Below are 18707 nucleotides of genomic sequence, written 5' to 3'. Positions count from 1 at the left end.
GGGGGGGTGCCCCCCCCCCGGGGGGGGGGTGTGTTTTCCCCCCGGGTTGGCGCCCCCCCCCCCCAAAACGCCGTCGTGGTCCCGCTAAGCGATTGACCTGCGGGGTTACAGCCACCAGCAGCGCGTGGCACCGAATCGCGCTGTGGCACCGGCGCAGGCACGCGTTGGGCAGCGCTGTCCTGTGGCTTGCTTTTGGGGCGGGATTGGCCCACGGAGGGATCAAGCCTGACCGCCCGGAGTGGGTCAATCCCGCCCCAAAAGCCCCCAGGCTCAGGTGGCGTCGATGTCGAACGACGAGATGGCGGGCTTGGCGGCGGGGGCCGGGGTCTTGGGGTCCGCGGCGGCGGCTACGTCGTTGAGGTCGGACTTGACGCTGTTGAGGTCGGACTTGACGTCCTCGAAGAGGCCCTGGAGCGGCTTGCGGATCGCCGCCTCGTCGTCCTCGCTCAGCAGGTGCTTGCGGATGAACGCCTTCGGGTGCAGGTCCTGGAGCTGGATGTCCGTACCCAGCTCGCGGCTCAGGTCGCTCGTCGCGTTCTGGGCCATCGCGCGCAGGCCGCGGAGCATGCGCAGCCCGTCGCCGATGACCTTGGGCAGCCGTTCGCCGAAGATGAGCAGCGCCAGCATCAGCAGCGCGGCGATCTCCCACCAGTTCAGGTTCTCGAACATGGCGGCCTCCCCTGCCCGTGAGGGCCTCTCACTTCGCGTCGGCTGCCAAGGTTACTGACGCCGTCTGTGTGCTGGTGCCCCGGCGGTATTCCACCGAGACGGTAGCGCCCGGAGCGTACTTGCGGACCAGGGCGATCAGGTCGGTGCCGTCCTCCAGCACGTGCCCGTCGATCTTCGTGATCACGTCGCCGGATTTCAAGCCCGCGGCCGCCGCCGGGCCGGCCGGCTCGACCGCACGCAGCCGCGCCCCGGTGGAGCCGCTGGAGCCCGTGGAGCCGCCGGCGGAGACCTCCGCGCCGATCACCGTACGCCGGGCCTTGCCGGTGTCGATGATGTCCTCGGCGATGCGCCGGGCCTGGTTGATCGGGATGGCGAAGGCGAGGCCGATGTTGCCGGCCGCCTCCTCGCTGCCGCCCACCGAGCGGATCACCGAGTTGACGCCCACCACGCGGCCGGCCGCGTCGACCAGCGGGCCGCCGGAGTTGCCCTGGTTGACCGCGGCGTCGGTCTGGATGGCCGCGTAGTAGCGGGTCGTGCCGCCCGGGTCGCCGGCCTGGATGGTCCGGTCGAGCGCGCTGACGATGCCCTGGGTGACCGTGTTGACCAGCGCCAGCGGGGAGCCGAACGCGAGCACGGGGTCACCGACCGCGATCGAGTCCGAGTCGCCGAACTGGACCGCCGGCAGATTGCTCTTGGAGACCTTGATCACTGCGATGTCGGACTCGGGGTCGCGCCCCACCAGCGTCGCGGAGGCCGTGGAGCCGTCGCTGAACGACACCGCCATCGTCTTGCCCGCGCCCTCGACGACGTGGTCGTTGGTGATGACGTAGCCGTCCGCGGACGCCACGAAGCCGGAACCGATCGCGCCGGTGACCCGTACGGTGACCACGCTGGGCAGCACCTGCTTGGCGACCCCGCCGAACGACTCGGGCGCCCGCTGGGCCGCGCTCGGCGCCGCCAGCGGTGTCCCGCCCAGCTGGGTGCCGCCGCCGACGCCGCTGCGGGTCGCGAACACGTACCCGAGGGTGCCGCCGAGGCCACCCGCCAGCAGGGCCGTGAGCAGGCAGATCATCAGGATCGGGGTGAGCGAGCGGCGGGGCGCGTCGGGGTCGGCGACCGGCTCGGGCGCCGGCCCGGTGCTGACCGGTGCGCTGGACACGACCACGGCGGACGGCGCGTACGGGTCGCGCCACGGGTCGGCCAGCGCGTCGGACCACCAGGGCGAGCCACCCGCCGCCGGAGGCGCCGCGGGTGGCGGCTGGGGCCGGCGCCAGTTCCAGCCGTCGGTCACGTGGGTGCCTCCACTCGTCGTCCTCGAAGCCCGGGGGCTTCCGCATCCAGGATGACACGGATCGGTGGCGGTCATCCGCTCTGCGGGGTCCCCCGAGCGTCTCATCGCCGCTTTCCGCCGCCGAAGTCCCGGTGCGCGAAGGGAGTGCATCGCTCTACGCTCATACCCGATGTGCACCGGTTGTCTCCCGCGCATCCCACACGGAGGTTCGTCATCGTCACCGCAGCCCGCCAGCTCGGCACCCCCAGCGCGCAGTCCATGCAGTTCGCGGAGGCGTACGCCGCCGAGGACGTCGTGCTGCAGACCGCCCGCAGCCTCGCCCGTGAGGTGGGGCTCTCCTGCGTGACACCCGGCGCGGGGTCCGTGCTCAGCCTGCTGGCCGCCGCGGGCAGCGCCAAGTCGGTCGTCGAGATCGGCACGGGTACGGGGGTCAGCGGCGTCTGGCTGCTGCGCGGCATGCGGCCCGACGGGGTGCTCACCACGATCGACGTCGAGAACGAGCACCAGCGCATCGCCCGGCGCATCTTCGCCGAGGCCGGTTTCGCCGCGTCCCGGACGCGCATCATCACCGGCCGCGCGCTCGACGTCCTCCCCCGGCTCGCGGACGGCGTCTACGACCTGGTCTTCGTCGACGCGGACGCCACGGAGTTCGGTGCGTGTGCCGAGGCGGCGCTGCGGCTGCTGCGCCGCGGCGGTGTCCTGGTGGTGAACGGCGCGCTGGCCGGCGGCCGGATCAGCGACCCCGCGGCCCGGGACGTGGACACGATCACGATCCGCGAGACGGTGAAGGCGGTCCGGGAGTCCGAGGAGTGGATCCCGGCCCTGATCCCGGCCGGCGCCGGCGTCCTGGCCGCCGTCAAGCGGTAAGGAAGCGGTCGCCGTCAGGCGCTGAGGTAGCGCAGGAGCGTCCGTACGCCCCAGCCGGTGGCGCCCTTGGTGAGGTCGCCCTCGTGGGTCTCGGCCCAGCTGGGCGCCGACATGTCGATGTGCGCCCAGCTGCCGACCTTGTCGCCCAGGAACTCGCTCAGGAACAGGGCGGCGACCACGGACCCCGCACCCCGGGCGGGTGAGCTGTGCCGGTCGGCGATGTCGCTGTGCAGGTATTCGACGTAGTCGTCGGGCAGCGGCAGCCGCCACATCCGCTCCCCGGCGGCCCGCCCGGCCGATTCGAGGGCCTCGGCGAGGGCGTCGTCGTGGCTGTAGAGGGCGGCGGTGCGCTTGCCCAGGGCCACGGAGTTGGCGCCGGTCAGCGTGGCCACGTCGAGCACCACGTCCGGGTCCAGGCGGGCGACGGCGTACCCCAGGGCGTCGGCGAGCACGAGCCGGCCCTCCGCGTCGGAGTTGGTGGTCTCCGTCGTGCTGCCGTCCCACTGCGTGATCACGTCACCCGGCCGGTACGCCGAGCCGCTGACCGCGTTCTCCGCCAGGGGCGCGAGCGCGGTGATGCGTACGGGAAGGCCCAGGTCCGCCGCGGCCAGCGTGGCGGCGACGACGGTCGCAGCGCCACCCATGTCCTTCTTCATGAGCTTCATGCCGTCGCGCGTCTTGATCGAGAGGCCGCCGGTGTCGAACGTGATGCCCTTGCCGACCAGGACGACGTGCCGGGTCGCGCCCTCCGGCCGCCAGGCCAGCTCCACCAGCCGGGGCGGGGTCGCGGAGCCGCCGCCGACGGCCAGCAGGCCACCGAAGCCCTCGGCGCGCAGCTGCTCCGGTTCGCGCACGGTCACGGTCAAACCCGGGCGTGTCGCCGCCTCGGTCACCACCTGCGCGGCGAACCAGGCCGGGTTCTTCACCGACGACGGCATATTGGTCAGGTCGCGGGCCAGCCAGGTCGCCGCGGCGGTCGCGCGGGCGGTCTCAAGGCTTTCCGCGTACGCATCAGGGGTGGAGGTCTGCAGCGTGACCTCGACGGACCGGGGGCCGTCGACGGCATCGCGGAACCGGTAGGCCGCGAACCAGACGCCCTCGGCGAGCCCTCGCACGGCCGCCGCGTCAACGCCGTCGGGCAGCACGACGTGCAGCGCCTCGTCGGGTCGCACGGCGCGGACCGCGGCGGATCCGGCGGCACGCCACCCGGCCTCGTCACCCGCGCCGACGCCGACGATCACGATCTTGGCCGGGGTACGCAGCGGACGCGGCACCACCTGCACGGCGCCCGCCCGTCCCGGTTCGTCGGCGGTGCGGTGCAGCTCGGCGGTCTCGTCGTCGCCGCCCGCGAGCACGCCGGAATCGTCCGCGGCAAGCACGCGGGTCCCCGGCTCCGGCGCCGTCACCAGGCGTATCGCGAACACTGGAGGATGACCCTTCCCCGAAGACATGGAAAGCCCGCCGGTACGGCGGTACCGTACCGGCGGGCCACGTGAAACGTCAGCCGGCGATCGCCTTCAACGCGTCACCCAGCGCGTTGGCCTCGTCCGGAGTCATCTCAACGACGAGACGGCCACCACCTTCCAGCGGGACGCGCATGACGATGCCGCGCCCTTCCTTGGTGACCTCCAGCGGACCATCGCCCGTCCGCGGCTTCATCGCCGCCATCTTGTCTCCCCTCAGACCTACATCAGGGACGGTGGGTTGCCCCACAGCCACTTCATCACGCCCTGTGCTCAGCCCCACAGTGCGCCGTACTCGTTGCCGACCGCCGGGATCGTGCCCGCTGGACCGACCCGAGACCGCAGCGTTGCGGGCCTCGCCACAAAGTCACGCGACAGGGCCCACCGTGCCGATCAAACATTTTCCCTGATGAACACCGGCGAACCCAAACCCAGCCCGGGCTGATGTGACAGCGTCTAGCATATCGTCTTTCGGACTGTCACAATGTGCGGTCATGCAGGCGCGGTCGGCACTCTTCGACCTCTACGGCGACTACCTGCGCCCCAGAGGCGGCCGGGCGCCCGTCGCGGCCCTCGTCAAACTGCTCGCGCCGCTCGGCATCGCCGCCCCCGCCGTGCGCACCGCGGTCTCCCGCATGGTGCGGCAGGGCTGGCTGCATCCGCTGCGACTCGGGTCCGGGCCAGGCTATCTGCTCACCCCCAAGGCCGCCCGGAGGCTCGACGAAGCTTCCGCGCGGATCTACCGCACCGGCCGCTCCGGCTGGGACGGCCGCTTCGATCTGGTCCTGCTCGGCGCGCCGCTCCCGCGCCGCGAGGCCCAACGGCTCGCCTTCCTCGGGTACGGGATGCTCGACGACAGGGCCTGGGTCGCGCCGCGGGCGGCCGAGGAGGTCGACGCGGTGCTCACCGGGACCGGGGTCACGTACGAGCGGTTCAGCGCCGGGCACGCCGCGGGTTCCCCGGGGGCCGCCCACGTGGTGGGACGGGCGTGGAACCTCGAGGAGATCGGAAAGGCGTACGAGGAGTTCGTGGCCGCCCAGCGCCCGGCCGTCACCGCGATCACCGCCCGCAGCTCGGACGAGGAGGCGTACGCGGCCCGCTTCCAGCTCGTGCACGCGTGGCGCTCGTTCCTCTTCCGCGACCCGCAGCTGCCGGCGTCGCTGCTGCCGCCCCGCTGGCCCGGGGTCGGCGCCGCCTCCTTCTTCGACAGGCACGCGGCCCGCCTGCGCCCCGCCGCCGACCGCTTCGTGGAGCGCTGCCTCGCCTCAGCATCCCGTAACAGCCGTGTGGGATTCTCAGACACATGACCGACTCGCTGCTCGTCGACCGCGCCGACGCGGTCGTCACCCTGACCCTCAACCGCCCCGACGCCATGAACTCCCTCGATGTCGACCTCAAGGAGGCGCTGCGGGACACGCTCGCCGAGATCGAGGGGGACCGTTCGGTGCGGGCAGTGGTCCTCGCCGGGGCGGGCAAGGCGTTCTGCGTCGGTCAGGACCTGCGCGAGCACGCGGGCATCCTCGAACGCGGCTCGACCGACCTCGACACCGTCCGGGCCCACTACAACCCGATCGCGCAGCGGCTCGCGAGCCTGCCGAAGCCGGTCGTCGCGGCCGTACGGGGCACCGCGGCCGGCGCGGGCGCCTCGCTCGCCCTGCTCGCCGACTTCCGCATCGGCGGACCGAAGACGATGTTCCTCATGGCCTTCGCCAACGTCGGCCTCGCCGGCGACTCGGGCGTGTCGTGGTCCCTGCCGCACATCGTCGGCCGCGCCCGCGCCCTCGAGCTGCTCCTGCTGGCCGAGCCGGTGCGCGCCCAGCAGTGCTACGAGTACGGCCTGCTCACCCAGCTGCTCGACGACGACGAGCAGGTGCTGCCGACGGCCCAGGAGTTCGCCGCCCGGCTCGCCGCCGGCCCGACGGTCGCGTACGCGGCGATCAAGCGCGAGCTCTCCATCGGTACGGCGGGCACGCTGTCGGACGCGCTGGCGGCGGAGGCGCAGGCCCAGGCGATCTGCGGGGCCACCAGCGACCACCGGAACGCGGTGACGTCCTTCGTCGCCAAGCAGAAGCCGGTCTTCGAGGGCCGTTGAGCGCACCCCCGCCCCGCGATATGAGTCTTTCGGGATAGCGACATATACATCCGTTGATGCGTAGGCTCTGGCGCAACCGTGAGGGAGCGCCCCACCGGGCGTCCCCTCGCTCACCTTCGGGGCCGGCCACCGGCCGGTCCCGGATCGGTTTCGTCAGGGAGGTCCGGATGGCAAGGTGGCGCAGGATGATGGGCGGGCTCGCGGCCGCGCTCACGGTGGCCGCGATGGGCACCGTGATGCAGACGTCGCCCGCGGCGGCCGCCGACGACGGCCCGCAGAAGGTGGTCGGCGGAAGCCGCGCCAACCAGGGCGATTTCCCGTTCATGGTGCGCCTCTCGATGGGCTGCGGCGGCGCGCTGTACAGCCCCACGCTGGTGCTGACCGCGGCGCACTGCGTCAACAGGACCGGCACCAACACGTCGATCACCGCGACGCTCGGCGTCGTGGACCTCAACTCCAGCAGCAAGATCACCCGTAAGTCGAACTACGTGTACCGGGCCCCCGGCTACAACGGCAACGGCAAGGACTGGGCGCTGATCCGGCTCTCGAGCCCGGTGACCGGCCTGGCCACCCTGCCGATCGCGACGACGACCGCCTACGACAGCGGCACGTTCACGGTCGCCGGGTGGGGGGCGACCCGCGAGGGCGGCGCCCAGCAGCGGTACCTGATGACGGCCACGGTCCCGTTCGTCAGCGACGCGACCTGCAACTCCAGCAGCATGTACAACGGCGAGGTCATCCCGTCCGACGAGATCTGCGCCGGCTACACCCAGGGCGGCGTCGACACCTGCCAGGGCGACTCCGGCGGCCCGATGTTCCGCCGCGACGCCGCCAACGCGTGGATCCAGGTCGGCATCGTCAGCTGGGGCGACGGCTGCGCCCGGCCCAACAAGCCCGGCGTCTACACCCAGGTGAGCTACTTCTCGTCCTCGATCGCCTCCGCGGCGGCGAGCCTGGGCGGCTGACCCACCCGGACATGACAGCGGGCCCCGGAGCGCTGCTCCGGGGCCCGTCTCCGCTGTGCCGAGGCGGTCAGTCCTCCTCGTCCTCCTCGGGATCGAGGTTGGCCTCCTCGCCGAGCACGAACGCCTGCATCGCCAGCTCGTCGCCGGACGGCGAGACGAACGTGGGCAGCTCGGCCGGCCCCAGCTCCACCACGTACGACCAGAACTGGCGTACGGCCTCGGCCGGGGTGGCCGCCTCGATCGGCAGGTCCAGGCTGACCAGCCACGTCTGCTTGTCCCGGTCGCCGCCCAGCCCGGCGGCGAGCCGGCGGAACACCTCGGGGTCCACGGCCGTGATCGGCGCGTCGAGCGCGAGCTCACCGGCCGCCACGGGCGCGTCGAACGACCGCCGCGTGTACGCCACCTCGACCTCGGGCACCCCGTGCGCCCCCCGCCGCCGCGACTCCTGCTCCGCCACCACGCCGAGCGCCACCAGGTGCGGGGTGGCCCCCTCGGTCACCAGCAGCACCTCGTCACCGGGCGCGGGTGCGACGCCGGCAGTGCCGGCCACCGTCAGGGTGTCGTGGTGGAACAACCGCTCGGTCGCCCACCGGTCCGCAGGAATGGTCACCGCCCATTGAGCCATGCGCCTATGACATCACGCTCCCCCCGGGCGCCATGACGCCGACCCCGCCGGGCCGGCGCCCGTGTCACCCGGCCCGCGTCACCCAGCCGGCATCCCCGGACTCGGGTCATTTGCCCCGCCCGCGTCACCCGGCCGGCGGGACGTGGCAGCCCGCCAGGTGGTCGTCCACCATGCCGGTCGCCTGCATGAGCGCGTACGCCGTGGTCGGCCCGACGAACTTGAACCCGCGCTTCTTCAGGTCCTTGGCCATGGCCGCGGACTCCGGAGTGGTGGCCGGCACGTCCTGCCTGGTGGCGGGTCGTGGCCGGGGAGCCGGGGCGTACGACCAGAGCAGCTCGGAGAGGCCGGAGGGCAGGTCGGCGGCGACCCGGGCGTTGTGCAGCGCCGCGTCGACCTTCATCCGGTTGCGGACGATGCCCGGGTCGGCCATGAGCCGGTCGGCGTCCTTCGCGTCGAAGGCCGCCACCGCCTCGATCGAGAAGCCGGCGAACGCCTGCCGGAACGCGGGCCGTTTGCGCAGGATGGTGATCCAGGAGAGGCCCGACTGGAACGCCTCGAGACACATGCGTTCGAAGAGGGCGTCGTCGCCGTGCAGCGGCCGGCCCCACTCGGTGTCGTGGTAAGCCACGTAGTCGGGAGTGCTGCCGCCCCAGAAGCAGCGGGCGAGCCCGTCCTCGCCGATCACCAGGCCCCGGGCCAGGGCGTCCGCCGGGGCGAGGCCGATGGTGGGAGCGCCCAACGGCGAGATGTCATCCGTCATGGGCGACACCCTAGGAGCACCCACCGACAAAAACGGTCAGGGCAGCTTGCCCTCCTCGACCAGCCGCCCGAACTTCTTCAGCGCGCCCTTGAAGCCGAGCTTCGAACCCGGCCACAGCACCGGCCACGCCAGCTTCCCCACGGGGCCGGGGAGGTGGAACCACTCGTGCATGACCACCTGCGTACGGTCGCCGCCCATGGCCGTGCAGCGCATCGAGCCGGGGCCGCGCAGCACGTTGCCGCAGTGCACGACCCGCAGCTCGTACGGCGCGTCGATGCGGACCACGCGGAACTCGTCGCGGAGCGCGGCCGGGCCGACGGCCGTGACCGCCTCGATGAGGCTGCCCTCACCCCCGTCGCCCTCCACCACGCGCACCTTGGTGAACGGGATCCACTCGCTCTGCCTCTCCCAGTTCAGGAACGCGGCGAAGACCCGGGGAGCCGGGGCGTTGACGATGACGGTGGCGGTGACCTCACCGGTTCCCGGCCGTGCGGCGTCACCGAGCCCACCGACCTGCTCGGTCTCGCTCATCGGCGCTCCGCCGCCTTCTCCTCGGCCACCGCTTCGGGCGCCTTGTCAGCCTCCTTCGCCGGAGATGCGGCGGGCGAGTCAGCCGACGACACGGCCGGCGCCTCGGCCTCCGGCCCGGCCGACGCATCCGAGGGAGCCGGGTCCGAGGACAGGATGTCGGGCGCCGGGCCGGACGACGCCGGAACCGCGGGCGGCGGCGCCACCGCCGCTTCCCGCGCGCGGCGCAGCACGTCGGCGTCCGCCGTGCGGCCCTCGCGCAGCGCCGTGACCTCGGCCTCCAGCACGCTGATCAGCTCGGTCTTGTAGCCGATGTCGTACGCCGCCCGCTGCAGCGCCTGGTCGACCTGCGCCATCCGGTAGCCGCGGAACACCGTGTCGAAGCGGGTCCGGAACACATCCTCCTCGGCCAGCGGCCGGTCGCTGGGCAGCGGCAACGCCTTGCCGTCGGGCTCGACCGGCGCGAGACCGGGGTCCCCGCCGCTCACCATGACGGTCACGCCGAAGACGATCGCCGCGACCACGAGCGCCACGACGACGAAGAGGAGAAGCTGACCCATGGGCACGATCGTGGCACGAGTGGTGCGGCGTGGCGAGCCCGCCACCCCCCGAGGGGGTCACGTCCAGGTGAGGATCTTCTTGCGCCAGGCGTACAGGATGCCGAGCGCGAGCACCGCGACGAAGATGCCCATCTCCGCGACGGTCACCGCGCCGAAGCCGGGGCGGTCGAAGACGACCGCCCACGGGAAGAGGAAGACCGCCTCGACGGCGAAGAGCACGTAGAGGTACGCGTAGACGTAGTAGCGGATCTGCGCCTGAGCCCAGTCGCCCCCGACGGGGTCGATGCCGCTCTCGTACGCGATGCGCTTGCCGGAGGGCTCGGCCGGGTGAGCGGGCCTGAGCAGCCTGTTCGCCCCGAACGCGCCGACGAAGACGAGCACGCCGGCGCCCAGCACCAGGCCCAGCGTCGCGTACGTACCCAGATACCCGTCCACGCCCGCACTCTAGCGAATCACCAGGTGGACTCAATTGGCTGAGGAAAGGCTCACCTGGCTACTGTGTTCGATCGGACAGCCTGCGACAACCACTGGTAAGGGGCGGCGACGTAGGCTGGAAGTGACGAATGCGGGCCGGCTCATCGACGTGCGTACCCGCGCAGGCCGGCGCCCTCAGGAGGTTGGAACGTGGCCGCTCCCGCGAAGCGTGTCGAGCAGCTCGATCGCGTGGTCATCCGGTTCGCCGGCGACTCCGGTGACGGTATGCAGCTCACCGGTGACCGGTTCACGTCGGAGACCGCTCAGCTCGGCAACGACATCTCGACGCTACCCAACTTCCCGGCGGAGATCCGCGCACCAGCGGGCACCCTGCCGGGTGTGTCGAGCTTCCAGGTGCACTTCGCCGACTACGACATCCTCACGCCCGGCGACGCGCCGAACGTGCTTGTCGCGATGAACCCGGCCGCGTTGAAGGCCAACCTCGCCGACCTGCCGGCCGGCGCGGACATCATCGTGAACACCGACGAGTTCACCAAGCGCAACCTCGCCAAGGTGGGGTATGCGGTGAGCCCGCTCGAGGACGGCGCGCTGGGCGACTGGTCGGTGCACCCGGTGGCGCTGACGTCGATGACCGTGGCGGCGCTGGCCGACTCCGGCCTGTCGAAGAAGGACGCCGAGCGGGCCAAGAACATGTTCGCGCTCGGCCTGCTCAGCTGGATGTATTCGCGGCCGTACGCGTCGACGCTGCGGTTCCTGGAGCGCAAGTTCGCCAAGCGCCCCGAGCTGGTCGCCGCTAACAAGGCGGCCTTCCAGGCGGGCTGGAACTACGGCGAGACCACCGAGTCCTTCTCGGTGCGCTACGAGGTCAAGCCGGCCAAGATGCTGCCGGGGACGTATCGCAACATCACCGGGAACGCGGCGCTCGCGCTGGGCCTGGTGGCGGCCGGCGTGCGCGCGAAGCTGCCGGTGTTCCTGGGCGCGTACCCGATCACCCCGGCGTCGGACATCCTGCACGAGCTGAGCAAGCACAAGAAGTTCGGCATCACCACCATGCAGGCCGAGGACGAGATCGCCGCGGTCGGTGCGGCCCTGGGCGCCTCGTACGGCGGCGCGCTCGGCGTCACCACGACCTCGGGCCCCGGCGTGGCGCTCAAGGGCGAGACGATCTCGCTGGCCATCGCGCTGGAGCTGCCGCTGGTGATCGTCGACGTGCAGCGCGCCGGGCCGTCGACGGGCATGCCGACCAAGACCGAGCAGGCCGACCTCAACATGGCCCTGTACGGCCGCCACGGCGAGGCACCGCTCGCGGTGATCGCACCGAAGTCGCCGTCGGACTGCTTCCACGCAGCCATCGAGGCGGCGCGGATCGCGCTGACCTACCGCACGCCGGTCATCCTGCTCTCCGACAACTACGTGGCCAACGGCTCCGAGCCGTGGCTGCTGCCCGAGGTGTCCGAGCTGCCGGACCTGCAGGTGTCGTTCGCCACCGAGCCGAACACCGAGGACGGGCGCTTCCTGCCGTACCTGAGGGATCCGGAGACCATGGCCCGCCCGTGGGCCGTCCCCGGCACGCCGGGCCTGGAGCACCGCATCGGCGGCCTGGAGAAGGCCGACAAGACCGGTGACATCTCCTACGACCCGGCCAACCACGACTTCATGGTCCGCACCCGCGCGGCGCGGATCGAGAACATCCCCGTCCCCGACGTCGAGGTCGAGGACCCGGACGAGAACGCACGCGTGCTGGTGCTGGGCTGGGGCTCGACGTACGGGCCCATCGGCGCCGCGTGCCGCGCCCTGCGTCAGCGGGGCCTGCCGGTCGCCCAGGCGCACCTGCGGCACCTGGCACCGCTGCCGGCGAACCTCGGTGAGGTGCTCAAGGCGTACGACAAGGTCGTGATCCCGGAGATGAACCTGGGCCAGCTGGCTCACGTGGTCCGGGCGAGGTACCTGGTCGACGCCGTTCCCTTCAACCAGGTCAGCGGCCTGCCGTTCACCGCCGCGACGCTGGAGAACATGCTCGAGGACGTGGTCAAGAATGGCTAGCCCGACGATTCCGATCACCCCCGTCAAGCTGACGGCGAAGGACTTCAAGTCCGACCAGGAGGTGCGCTGGTGCCCGGGCTGCGGTGACTACGCGATCCTGGCGGCCGTGCAGGGCTTCATGCCTGAGCTCGGTATCCCGCGGGAGAACATCGTCTTCGTCTCCGGCATCGGGTGCTCCTCGCGCTTCCCGTACTACATGAACACGTACGGCATGCACTCGATCCACGGCCGCGCGCCGGCGATCGCGACCGGCCTGTCCGCGTCCCGCCCCGACCTGTCGGTGTGGGTCGTGACCGGTGACGGCGACGCGCTGTCGATCGGCGGCAACCACCTGATCCACGCGCTGCGCCGCAACGTCAACCTGAAGATCCTGCTGTTCAACAACCGGATCTACGGGCTGACCAAGGGCCAGTACTCGCCCACCTCCGAGCTCGGCAAGATCACCAAGTCGACGCCGGTGGGCTCCAACGACGCGCCGTTCAACCCGCTGTCGCTGGCGCTGGGCGCGGAGGCGACGTTCGTGGCCCGCACGATCGACTCGGACCGCAAGCACCTGCAGTCGGTGCTGCGTGCGGCGGCCGAGCACGAGGGCTCGGCGTTCGTGGAGATCTACCAGAACTGCAACATCTTCAACGACGGCGCGTTCGAGCTGATCAAGGACCCGGGTACGCGCGACGAGCACCTGATCCGCCTCGAGCAGGGCGAGCCGATCACCTTCGGCGCGGACAACCGCTACTCGGTCGTGCACCCCGAGGGCAGTTTCGGCCTGCAGGTGCAGGAGGGCGGCACCCCTCTCGTGCACGACGCGACGGTCGACGACCCGGCGTACGCGTTCGCGCTGTCCCGGCTGTCGGGCTCGGACCTGAACACGACCCCGATCGGCGTCTTCCGCAACGTCAAGCGCCCGACCTACGACAACCTGGTGCAGAAGCAGCTCCAGGACGCGCAGGCCAAGGCGAAGGGTACGCAGGAGCAGATGCTGAGCGACCTGCTCAACGCCGGCGACACCTGGACGATCCTGTAGCCCTCCCCGGCGGTCGTCGTCAGACGGCCGCCGGGACGCTCTTCTCCTCGTCACGGATGTAGATGAGCATGTCGCCGGTCTCGATGGTCTCCGCCTGCTCCCCGCCGAGCGGCACCACCTTGCCGCGCCGGATCAGCGCGACCACCAGCGTCTTCAGCTCGCGCGGGTTCTGACCGACCTCGCTACGCTCCGCCGAGCGCATCGCCAGCGCCATGCCCTGACCCGGGGTGAGCAGGTCCTCGACCACGTCGATCAGCGGGGGCGTCGTCGTGGTGAGGCCGAGCAGCCGGCCCGCGGTGGACGACGAGACGATCACGTGGTGGGCGCCGCTCTGCTTGAGCAGGGCGGCGTTCTCCTGCTCGCGGACGGCGGCGATGATCCGGACCTGGCCGGCGGTCAGCTGCCGTACGGTCAGCGAGATGAGTACGGACGCCTCGTCGGTGTCCGTCGCGATGATGACCGCCTTGCAGTTCTTGACGTCCGCCTGCATCAGCACCGCGGAGCGGGTGGCGTTGCCCTCGATGGCGACGATCCCGTTCGCGGCGGCCTGCCGCAGCGCGACCTCCCGGCTCTCCACGATGACGATGCGGGACTTGTCGTACCCGGTCTCGAGCAGGGCGCTGATCGCGGCGCGGCCCTTGGTGCCGTAGCCGCAGACGATGATGTGGTCCTTCAACTTTCGCCTCCACCGGTTCACCCGCAGGCTGTTCCGGTACTGGTCGGTCAGCACCTCGAGGGTCGTGCCGACCAGGATGATCAGGAAGAGCACCCGCGCGGGGGTGATGAACACGATGTTCACCAGCCGGGCGTCGGGTGTCACCGGGGTGATGTCGCCGTATCCGGTGGTCGAGAGCGACACGACCGCGTAGTAGAAGCTGTCGAGCAGCGTCAGGCCGTCGTCGTTGACGTCGCGGTAGCCGTCCCGGTCCAGGTAGATCACCAGCACCGTGAGCAGGACGAGCACGATCGCGGCCACGAGCCGGACGGCCAGGGCACGCAGCGGGCCCTGCCGGACCAGCGGGAGATGGATCACCTGACGTCCGCCTGCACGGTCACACCATAGCCGCCGCACCTCACCGCGTTCCTCAGGACATCACACGTCCCAGCCGCTGGGGAATACCCACGAGTAAGTTGAAGCATCGTTAAGGATATTTCGTCATCGCCGTTGTTTGATAACCCTATGGAGTCGAAGACTTACAGCCAGTGGCCCCCACCGCTGGAGGTTCCGATGAACCGTTCGCCCCGCCGTCTCCTCGTCGTCCTGATCTCAACCCTCGCCCTGCTGCTCCCCGCGGCCGCTGCCCACGCCACGGAGAGCAAGGCGTCCGTCCTGTCGAGCTGGACCCAGACCACCGCCACCAGCACCAACGCCTGGAACGCCGCCCGGCTCAACCGCGAGCAGTGGGCCTCCTACAACTTCGACTGGTCCACGGACTACTGCTCGTCGAGCCCGGACAACCCGCTCGGCTTCGACTTCAAGCTGTCGTGCTGGCACCACGACTTCGGCTACCGCAACTACAAGGACCTCGGCACGTTCGACGCCAACAAGTCCCGGCTCGACTCCATGTTCTACGCCGACCTCAAGCGCAAGTGCGCGACGTACAGCGTCGTGGTCCAGCCGGCCTGCTACAGCCTGGCCTGGACGTACTACCAGGCGGTCAGCATCTTCGGCTCGCTGGAGGCGGTCAACCCGTCCGACGTCGACCGGGCCCGCGCGCTCGTCGGCTGATCTCCCCCGCGGCCCGACCCCGCACCGGCCCCGCCGGCGCGGGGTCAGCCCAGGTTGGGAGCCGGCCCGGGCTTCGGGTCGTCGGCCCAGGCTTCGGGTCGGCCCAGGCTTCGGGCCGGCCCAGGCTTCGGGCCGGCCCAGGCTTCGGGCCGGCCCAGGCTTCGGGCCGGCCCAGGCTTCGGGTCGGCCCAGGCTTCGGGTCGGCCCAGGCTTCGGGTCGGCCCAGGCTTCGGGTCAGCCCAGGGTTTGGGCGAACCGGGGCGAGCCGTATTCCAGGTCCGGATGCTCCACGGCCAGCGCGGTCGCCACCGCGCTGGTGAAGCCCTTCTGCGCCCCGTCCGCGTACGCAGCGTCGAACACCGCGTCGCCGAGCATCTGCCGCAGGGCGCCCTGCTGGTGCCCCCAGAACACCCCGAACTGCGTCGCCCGGCGCCCGTCCCGCACCGACTCCGCCCCGCCGAACAGGACGGCCGCGGTGACCGGATCCCCGCCCATCGCGCAGCGCACCGCGATGGCGGCGACCGCGTCGGCGGCGGCACCCCGGAAACCGTGCCGCAGCCGGGACCGCAGGGCGACCACCAGGTGGTCGTGGGCGGCAACCAGGTCACCCCGGCGCAACGCGACCATCCCGAGAAGCCAGTCGACGGTACGGCGGCCTCGGTCCTCCGGCCGCGTCGCCTCCATCACCCGAGCCCCGCCGAGCAGCTCCGCCGCCTCGTCCAGCGCGTCCCGCCGCCACAGCAACTCGGCGAGCGCGATGATCGTCGGCAGGGCGGCCGCCGGGGCACCCGTACGCTCGGCTGCGCGGATGACCTCCCGGCACAGCAGCTCCGCGTCGTCGAGCCGGCCCTCCTCGATGAGGGAGACGCGGTGACCGGCGAGCGCCCGTACCAGAAGAACCGGATAGTCCGCCCGCCGAGCGGCCTCCTCGGCCCGCTGGAGGAAGCGGTCACGCTCGTCGCGATCGCTCGACAGGCCGGCATGGACGAGGTACGCGGACGCCAACTCCTCCGGCGTCACCTCCGTGCCCTCCAGCCGGCCGTACAGCCGGTACAGCAGGTCCCGCCCGGTCCGCGCGCCGCCGTGCTCGCGCCACCACGGGTCCAGCGCCCCGGCCAGCCGCAACCCGGCGCGGGCATCGCCACCGGACACCGACCACCGCAGAGCGGCTTCCCATTCCTTCACGTACGGCGACAGCTCGGTCAGCGACACCGTCCGCGGCTGCCCGTCCGTGTCGACGACCACACCGTCCAACGTGTGCAACGACCAGGCGGCGTGCCGATCCCGGGCCACCCGCTCCTCCCCGGCCGCGGCGAGCCGACGCGCCGCGTACGCCCGTACCTGCTCACCCAGCCGGTACCGCGGCCCGGACACGACCTCGACGAGCGACCGGTCGGCCAGCTCCGACAGGGCGCCGAAGGCGTCATCGCCGGACCACTCGACGGTGGCCAGCTCGACCGGGCCGGCGAACACGGCGAGGCGGCGCAGAAGGGCGGCGGCCTGATCACTCAGGACACGGTAGGAGCAGTCGAGGTTGCGGGTCAGGCTGGTGTGCCGGTCCCGGAACGACTCGACCGGCTGCCGGCGCCCGGACGGCTCAGCGGGCTGCCAGCTGTTGCGTCGTTGCAGCTCGGCGGCCTCCGAGCTGTCGTGTCCTCGCGGCTCAGCCGGCTGCCGATTGTGGCGTCGTTGCAGCTCGGCGGCCTCCCGGCTGTCGCGTCGCCGCGGCTCGGTGGGCTCCGAGCTGTCGCCGATTCCGCGGAGGAACGGGTTCTCCCAGCCCTCGCGGCCGGCGTCGAGGGCCGCGATCGGGTCGTGCAGCCGCGAAGCCAGCTGGGCCGCGGACAGCAGCCTCAACCGGTCGGCGGCCAGTTCGATCGCCAGGGGGTGACCGTCCAGCTTCGACGCCACCCGGCCCAGGTCACCGGACTCCTCCGCGGACACGGCACGCCCGCCCCGCGCGGCGACCGAACGCTCACTGAGCAGCGCGTACGCATCCGCCGGCGCCATCGGCGGCAGCCGCCACACCAGCTCACCCGGCACCCCGAGCGGCGCCCGCGAGGTCGCCAGCACGTCCAGCCGCGGGCAGGCGCCGAGCAGCCGCCGCACCAGACGCCGTACCGCGCCGGGATGCGCGTCGCAGGTGTCGAGCACCAACAGGATCCGTCCGTCCCGGCACCGCTCGACCACGGACTCGAGAACCGGTCGCGCGGGCTCCGGCCGTACCCCCATCGCGGCCGCCAATGCGGCCTCCGGCACCCCCTCGGCAAGATCAACCACCCAGACCCCCTGGGCGTACGACGCCAGCACCTGCTCAGCGACCGCCAGCGCGACCCGCGTCTTGCCGGCACCCCCGGCCCCGGCCACGGTGACAAGCCGGTGCTCCCCGACCAGCCCGCGAAGTTCGGCGACCTCGGCCTGCCGCCCCACGAACGAGGTGAGCGCGGCCGGCAGATTGTGAACGGGGGCGCTCTCCGTACGAGGCTCCGGGAAGGACCTCTGAAGGCCGGGAGCGACGATCTGGAACAGCCGCTCGGCATCGTCGAACCCGCGCAGCCGGTGCTGCCCGAGATCAACCAGGTCGATCGCGGACCGGGCAGCGGCCTGGTACGCGCCCCCGCCCCCCGTCGCCTCGAATGCCGTCCTCGTCGCCGCCGCCCCTCGAGCGAGCTCCCACGACGCCGTTCCGCTCGCTGCCGCCTCGAAAGCTGTTCTGGCGGCCGCCGGGCCGCCGGCGGGTCCGCCCGTTGCGGCGCCGATAGTGGTCCCGCCCGCTCTCGGGCCGACAGTGGTCCCGCCCGCTCTCGGGCCGACAGTGGAACCGCCCGCTCCCGGGCCGACAGCGGTTCCGGGCGCGTTTCTCGCGCTGCGGGGCTCTGTCGATGTTGCGAATGGCCTGGTCAGCAATCCCGCGGCGGTCCGGTTCAAACTGTGGGCGCGGCGCGGTATCCCGGCAGTGTCGGCGGCATGGCGTCCGTGGTTGTGGGCCCCCGCGACCGGTACGCCGGGGAGCAGATCCGCGGACCACACGCTCACCGCCAGCGCCGTCGCCTCGGAGCAGATGATCTGACCACCGTGAGCGGCCGCGGACACCCGGGCGGCGCGATGGACCTCGTGGCTGGTGTACTCGCCGCCGACCGGCTGCGCCCATCCGGTGTGGAGCCCCATCCGTACGCGCGGCGCCACGTCCGGGCTCGGCCACGGATGGTCGGCGAGTGCGCGCTGTGACGCCACGCAGGCGGCGACGGCCTCAGCGGCATCCGCGAAGGCCACGAAGAACGAATCACCCTCAGTGAAAAGCTCGATCCCCGAGTGATGACGCACCGCATCCCGGATGACGCCGCGGTGGGCGTTCAGCACGCTGCGATATCCGTCGCCGAGCATCCTGGCCAGCCGAGTCGAGCCCTCGATATCGGTGAACATGAAGGTCACCAGCCCACTCGGCAGCTCGGTCCGTCCCGACACGGTGTGAACCTCCGCCCCCTTGGGAAGTCGCGCTCCATGCTGCCGCACAGCAATCACGGGGCACATCGTAGAAACGGTCGGTAACCATCCACCCGCCACGGCCGACCCCGATCGGGCGACCCCGGAGTCGTCGTCCACATCCACGCACGGCACTACGCGTGACGTAACGAGGCGGTTCATGCGCGGGTCAC

The 18707-nt window shown here is 71.7% G+C and carries 18 protein-coding genes; 7 read left to right on the top strand and 11 right to left on the bottom strand.

What is annotated here, in order from left to right:
- Positions 1-270: 270 nt before the first annotated feature.
- Both IT780_RS06385 and IT780_RS06380 read right to left on the bottom strand, forming a co-directional pair.
- Positions 271-669, bottom strand: coding sequence for a twin-arginine translocase TatA/TatE family subunit (locus IT780_RS06385; RefSeq protein WP_199510452.1), 399 nt, complete (start codon positions 667-669; stop codon positions 271-273).
- Positions 670-697: 28 nt separating this feature from the next.
- The gene (locus IT780_RS06380) at positions 698-1960 is read right to left on the bottom strand and encodes a S1C family serine protease (RefSeq protein ID WP_307831067.1); all 1263 of its coding nucleotides are present in this window, start codon (positions 1958-1960) and stop codon (positions 698-700) included.
- Positions 1961-2218: 258 nt separating this feature from the next.
- Here IT780_RS06380 and IT780_RS06375 point away from each other — a divergent pair, with 258 nt between their 5' ends.
- On the top strand, positions 2219-2827 hold the full coding sequence (locus IT780_RS06375) for an O-methyltransferase (protein WP_199510450.1): 609 nt from the start codon (positions 2219-2221) through the stop codon (positions 2825-2827).
- 14 nt (positions 2828-2841) lie between these two features.
- Here IT780_RS06375 and IT780_RS06370 read toward each other — a convergent pair whose 3' ends face one another.
- Together IT780_RS06370 and IT780_RS06365 are read right to left on the bottom strand one after the other, a co-directional pair.
- Positions 2842-4233, bottom strand: coding sequence for a leucyl aminopeptidase family protein (locus tag IT780_RS06370; protein ID WP_504739619.1), 1392 nt, complete (start codon positions 4231-4233; stop codon positions 2842-2844).
- A 94-nt stretch (positions 4234-4327) separates the two neighbouring features.
- Positions 4328-4495, bottom strand: a complete 168-nt coding sequence (locus IT780_RS06365; protein ID WP_015625691.1) for a DUF3117 domain-containing protein — start codon at positions 4493-4495, stop codon at positions 4328-4330.
- A gap of 289 nt (positions 4496-4784) precedes the next feature.
- Between IT780_RS06365 and IT780_RS06360 the strand changes: the two genes are divergently transcribed.
- From IT780_RS06360 to IT780_RS06350, 3 genes are all read left to right on the top strand, one after another.
- On the top strand, positions 4785-5597 hold the full coding sequence (locus IT780_RS06360) for a PaaX family transcriptional regulator (protein ID WP_199510448.1): 813 nt from the start codon (positions 4785-4787) through the stop codon (positions 5595-5597).
- A complete protein-coding gene (locus IT780_RS06355; RefSeq protein WP_199510447.1) occupies positions 5594-6382 on the top strand; it encodes an enoyl-CoA hydratase-related protein in 789 nt (262 codons plus the stop codon). Before IT780_RS06360 ends, IT780_RS06355 begins: the two co-directional genes overlap by 4 nt.
- 167 nt (positions 6383-6549) lie before the next feature.
- Positions 6550-7347, top strand: coding sequence for a S1 family peptidase (locus IT780_RS06350; RefSeq protein WP_199510446.1), 798 nt, complete (start codon positions 6550-6552; stop codon positions 7345-7347).
- 67 nt (positions 7348-7414) lie between these two features.
- Here the strand turns inward: IT780_RS06350 and IT780_RS06345 are convergent, their stop codons facing one another.
- The 5 genes from IT780_RS06345 to ndhC form a co-directional block, all read right to left on the bottom strand.
- A complete protein-coding gene (locus IT780_RS06345) occupies positions 7415-7972 on the bottom strand; it encodes a hypothetical protein (RefSeq protein WP_199510445.1) in 558 nt (185 codons plus the stop codon).
- A 124-nt stretch (positions 7973-8096) separates the two neighbouring features.
- Positions 8097-8657, bottom strand: a complete 561-nt coding sequence (locus IT780_RS06340) for a DNA-3-methyladenine glycosylase I (protein ID WP_307831084.1) — start codon at positions 8655-8657, stop codon at positions 8097-8099.
- Between the two features lie 111 nt (positions 8658-8768).
- Positions 8769-9263 carry an SRPBCC family protein gene (locus IT780_RS06335; protein WP_199510443.1) on the bottom strand — a complete coding sequence of 165 codons (495 nt, stop codon included), beginning with the start codon at positions 9261-9263 and terminating at the stop codon, positions 8769-8771.
- Complete coding sequence (locus IT780_RS06330) at positions 9260-9820, bottom strand: DivIVA domain-containing protein (RefSeq protein ID WP_199510442.1); 561 nt, start codon at positions 9818-9820, stop codon at positions 9260-9262. Before IT780_RS06330 ends, IT780_RS06335 begins: the two co-directional genes overlap by 4 nt.
- A gap of 57 nt (positions 9821-9877) precedes the next feature.
- Complete coding sequence (gene ndhC / locus IT780_RS06325; RefSeq protein WP_199510441.1) at positions 9878-10255, bottom strand: NADH-quinone oxidoreductase subunit A; 378 nt, start codon at positions 10253-10255, stop codon at positions 9878-9880.
- 264 nt (positions 10256-10519) lie between these two features.
- Between ndhC and IT780_RS06320 the strand changes: the two genes are divergently transcribed.
- Both IT780_RS06320 and IT780_RS06315 read left to right on the top strand, forming a co-directional pair.
- On the top strand, positions 10520-12298 hold the full coding sequence (locus IT780_RS06320; protein ID WP_233412415.1) for a 2-oxoacid:acceptor oxidoreductase subunit alpha: 1779 nt from the start codon (positions 10520-10522) through the stop codon (positions 12296-12298).
- Positions 12291-13322 (top strand): 2-oxoacid:ferredoxin oxidoreductase subunit beta, encoded by a 1032-nt coding sequence (locus tag IT780_RS06315; RefSeq protein WP_199510439.1) that lies wholly within the window; start codon positions 12291-12293, stop codon positions 13320-13322. The genes IT780_RS06320 and IT780_RS06315 overlap by 8 nt, the downstream gene beginning before the upstream one ends.
- Before the next feature lie 19 nt (positions 13323-13341).
- Here the strand turns inward: IT780_RS06315 and IT780_RS06310 are convergent, their stop codons facing one another.
- Positions 13342-14355 (bottom strand): potassium channel family protein, encoded by a 1014-nt coding sequence (locus IT780_RS06310; RefSeq protein WP_199510438.1) that lies wholly within the window; start codon positions 14353-14355, stop codon positions 13342-13344.
- Positions 14356-14550: 195 nt separating this feature from the next.
- Here IT780_RS06310 and IT780_RS06305 point away from each other — a divergent pair, with 195 nt between their 5' ends.
- Positions 14551-15051: a phospholipase gene (locus tag IT780_RS06305; RefSeq protein WP_199510437.1), complete on the top strand. Its 501-nt coding sequence runs from the start codon at positions 14551-14553 to the stop codon at positions 15049-15051.
- 234 nt (positions 15052-15285) lie between these two features.
- Here the strand turns inward: IT780_RS06305 and IT780_RS41630 are convergent, their stop codons facing one another.
- Entirely contained in the window at positions 15286-18516 is a 3231-nt protein-coding gene (locus IT780_RS41630; RefSeq protein WP_372443615.1) for a winged helix-turn-helix domain-containing protein, read from the bottom strand.
- Positions 18517-18707 lie beyond the last annotated feature (191 nt).

Origin of the sequence: Nucisporomicrobium flavum (genome assembly GCF_016464385.1) — a bacterium.
Lineage (GTDB): Bacteria > Actinomycetota > Actinomycetes > Mycobacteriales > Micromonosporaceae > Actinoplanes > Actinoplanes flavus_A.
The sequence above is the reverse complement of the archived record's forward strand: the minus strand, read 5'-3'. Positions and strand labels throughout refer to the sequence as shown.